Source organism: Nostoc sp. CALU 546 (genome assembly GCF_048836525.1).
Map to the genome: position 1 here is coordinate 1 of NZ_JAWJTF010000311.1, position 2,339 is coordinate 2,339.

Sequence of the window (2,339 nt, forward strand, 5' to 3'; positions counted from 1 at the left end):
AAAAATTTAATATGAATATTTCCCCCACAAACCCAATCCAAAATCCCCTATTCCAAAAAATAGAAAAAGTCCGTCGTCGCCAAACTAAAGTGCAAGACACTCATATAACTCTCGCACATGGCAGTGGTGGTAAAGCCATGCGTGATTTAATAGATGATATCTTTGTCAGCAATTTTGATAACCCAATTCTCTCACAACTAGAAGACCAAGCCAGCTTCAACTTAGGCAGTCTCATGCAACAAGGAGACAGACTCGCATTTACAACAGATTCTTATGTTGTAGACCCCTTATTTTTCCCCGGTAGTGATATAGGAGAATTAGCCGTTAACGGCACAGTTAATGATTTAGCAGTCAGCGGTGCTAAACCTTTATATCTAACTTGTAGCGTAATTTTAGAAGAAGGATTACCTGTAGAAACCTTACGCCGTGTCGCAAACAGCATGAAAGCAGCCGCAGAAAAAGCTGGTGTTCAAATTGTCACTGGTGACACAAAAGTTGTACATCGTGGTGCTGCCGATAAACTCTTTATTAATACTGCTGGTATTGGTATCATCCCACGAGGAATTAGCATTTCCGCCCATAATATTAAACCTGGAGATGCCGTAATAATTAATGGTGAAATAGGCAATCATGGGACAGCAATTTTAATTGCCCGTGGGGAATTAGCCTTAGAAACTACTATTGAAAGTGACTGTCAGCCGTTGCATAATTTAGTAGAAACTATTCTCCAAGTATGTCCACAAGTTCATGCTATGCGAGATGCTACACGCGGTGGGTTAGCTACAGTATTAAATGAATTTGCCCTCAGTTCAAATGTGGGAATTCGTCTTTACGAAGAATCTATACCAGTGCGTGAAGAAGTCAACGGAGTTTGCGAAATTCTCGGTTTAGACCCATTATATTTAGCTAATGAAGGTAAGTTAGTTGTAGTGGTTCCAAAAGAGAATGCTGACAACGTTTTATCAGCTATGAAATCTCACCCAGCAGGGAAAGATGCTTGTATTATTGGCGAAGTTATTACCTCACCCCCAGGTATTGTATTGTTAAAAACAGTTTTTGGTGCTGAAAGAATTGTTGATATGTTGGTAGGCGACCAATTGCCACGAATTTGTTAATATTTAATAGATTTTATAGTATGCACGAACTCGGAATCACCCAAAATATTGTGGCAATTGTGACTGAAAATGCCAAAGGCGCAAAAGTGCAGCGAGTTTTATTAGAAATTGGCAAACTTTCAGCCATCATGCCCGACGCTATCCGATTTTGTTTTGATATTTGCACTCAAGGTACAGTTTTAGAAGGGGCGACATTAGAAATTTTAGAAATTCCAGGTTTATGGAGATGTCGCCAATGTGGTGCAGAAATTTCTTTAGATAAACCATTTGGAATCTGTAACTGCGGTAGCGTGGAATTAGATTTAATTACTGGTGAAGAGCTGAAAATTAAAGAAATAGAAATCGAGGAATTATGTGTGTAACCTGTGGTTGTTCGGATGATGGTGAAGCTAAAATTACCAATTTAGAAACAGATGAAGCTGAACATAACCATCATCACCATACTCATACTTTACCAGATGGTACTGTCATTACTCATTCCCATAGTCACGACACTCATATAGAAGCGCCTCAAATTCATGCCAAAATACACAACACAACGATATCTTTAGAACAGGATATATTGGCAAAGAATAACCTGCTAGCTGCCCAAAATCGCGGATGGTTTAAAGGTCGAAATATTCTCGCCTTAAATTTAATGAGTTCTCCCGGTGCAGGTAAAACAACTCTTTTGACGCGAACCATTAATGATTTAAAACATCAATTATCTATTAGCGTTATTGAAGGCGACCAAGAAACTGCTAATGATGCCAAAAAAATTAAAGAAACAGGTTCTAAAGTCATCCAAATAAATACCGGAACAGGCTGTCATTTAGATGCATCAATGATAGACAAGGGTTTACAACAACTGAATCCACCACTGAATTCAGTTGTGATGATTGAAAATGTGGGAAATTTAGTTTGTCCAGCCTTATTTGATTTGGGAGAACAGGCAAAAGTTGTGATTCTCTCAGTCACGGAAGGAGAGGATAAGCCGCTAAAATACCCGCATATCTTCCGTGCTAGTGATGTAATGATTCTCACGAAAATTGATTTGCTACCTTATGTGAACTTTGATGTGCAAAAGTGCATAGAATATGCTGTACAGGTAAATCCCCAAATTAAGATTTTTCAGGTTTCCGCAACTACTGGTGTAGGTTTAGATAATTGGTATAAATGGATAACTAAAAATTAAGGTAAGAAACGCGATAAATCGCCGCCAAGACAAAAGACTGATTATTGTAG

The 2,339-nt window shown here is 38.5% G+C and carries 3 protein-coding genes; all 3 read left to right on the forward strand.

What is annotated here, in order from left to right; all coding sequences use genetic code 11:
• The first annotated feature begins 11 nt into the window (after nucleotides 1–11).
• Genes hypE through hypB form a run of 3 tightly spaced genes read left to right on the forward strand, consistent with a single transcriptional unit; the run spans nucleotide 12 to nucleotide 2,289 of the window.
• On the forward strand, nucleotides 12–1,115 hold the full coding sequence (hypE, locus tag RRG12_RS43110; RefSeq protein ID WP_420758957.1) for a hydrogenase expression/formation protein HypE: 1,104 nt from the start codon (nucleotides 12–14) through the stop codon (nucleotides 1,113–1,115).
• A 20-nt stretch (nucleotides 1,116–1,135) separates the two neighbouring features.
• Nucleotides 1,136–1,477: a hydrogenase maturation nickel metallochaperone HypA gene (hypA, locus tag RRG12_RS43115; protein WP_420758958.1), complete on the forward strand. Its 342-nt coding sequence runs from the start codon at nucleotides 1,136–1,138 to the stop codon at nucleotides 1,475–1,477.
• Nucleotides 1,468–2,289, forward strand: a complete 822-nt coding sequence (gene hypB / locus RRG12_RS43120; RefSeq protein WP_420758959.1) for a hydrogenase nickel incorporation protein HypB — start codon at nucleotides 1,468–1,470, stop codon at nucleotides 2,287–2,289. The genes hypA and hypB overlap by 10 nt, the downstream gene beginning before the upstream one ends.
• Nucleotides 2,290–2,339: the final 50 nt, after the last annotated feature.

Bases quoted from the DNA above. Each gene is read 5' to 3' on its own strand.
- hypE (WP_420758957.1), top strand. From the start codon at position 12: ATGAATATTTCCCCCACAAACCCAATCCAAAATCCCCTATTCCAAAAA.
- hypA (WP_420758958.1), top strand. From the start codon at position 1,136: ATGCACGAACTCGGAATCACCCAAAATATTGTGGCAATTGTGACTGAA.
- hypB (WP_420758959.1), top strand. From the start codon at position 1,468: ATGTGTGTAACCTGTGGTTGTTCGGATGATGGTGAAGCTAAAATTACC.